We start from the raw sequence: 549 nt of genomic DNA, 5'->3' as shown, positions 1-549 counted from the left end.
CATGACTGGGGTGAAGTCGTAACAAGGTAGCCGTAGGGGAACCTGCGGCTGGATCACCTCCTTAATCGACGACATCAGCTGCTCCATAAGTTCCCACACGAATTGCTTGATTCATTGAAGAAGACGATAGAAGCAGCTTTAAGCTCCAAGCTGATAGCTCTTAGCTAATCAGTTGCGCTCGAAATTGGGTCTGTAGCTCAGTTGGTTAGAGCGCACCCCTGATAAGGGTGAGGTCGGCAGTTCGAATCTGCCCAGACCCACCAATTTTGTTATGGGGCCATAGCTCAGCTGGGAGAGCGCCTGCCTTGCACGCAGGAGGTCAGCGGTTCGATCCCGCTTGGCTCCACCATTAACTGCTTCTGCTGTTAGAGTTTAGAAATGAATATTCGGTAATGAATATTGATTTCTAGTCTTTGATTAGATCGTTCTTTAAAAATTTGGGTATGTGATAGAAAGATAGACTGAACGTTACTTTCACTGGTAACGGATCAGGCTAAGGTAAAATTTGTGAGTTACTCAAATTGAGTATTATCGAATTTTCGGCGAATG

Annotated in this window: 2 tRNA genes and 1 rRNA gene; all 3 read left to right on the top strand. The window is 45.7% G+C overall.

The window, feature by feature from the left end:
- Positions 1–64, top strand: a 16S ribosomal RNA gene (locus PSFL_RS21435); the annotation flags it as partial.
- Between the two features lie 122 nt (positions 65–186).
- Positions 187–263 (top strand) — tRNA-Ile (locus tag PSFL_RS21430).
- A 10-nt stretch (positions 264–273) separates the two neighbouring features.
- A tRNA-Ala gene (locus PSFL_RS21425) sits at positions 274–349 on the top strand.
- The last annotated feature ends 200 nt before the right edge of the window (positions 350–549 follow it).

Source organism: Pseudomonas sp. DD1, from assembly GCF_044510355.1.
Classification (GTDB): Bacteria; Pseudomonadota; Gammaproteobacteria; order Pseudomonadales; family Pseudomonadaceae; genus Aquipseudomonas; species Aquipseudomonas shahriarae.
The sequence above is the reverse complement of the archived record's forward strand: the minus strand, read 5'-3'. Positions and strand labels throughout refer to the sequence as shown.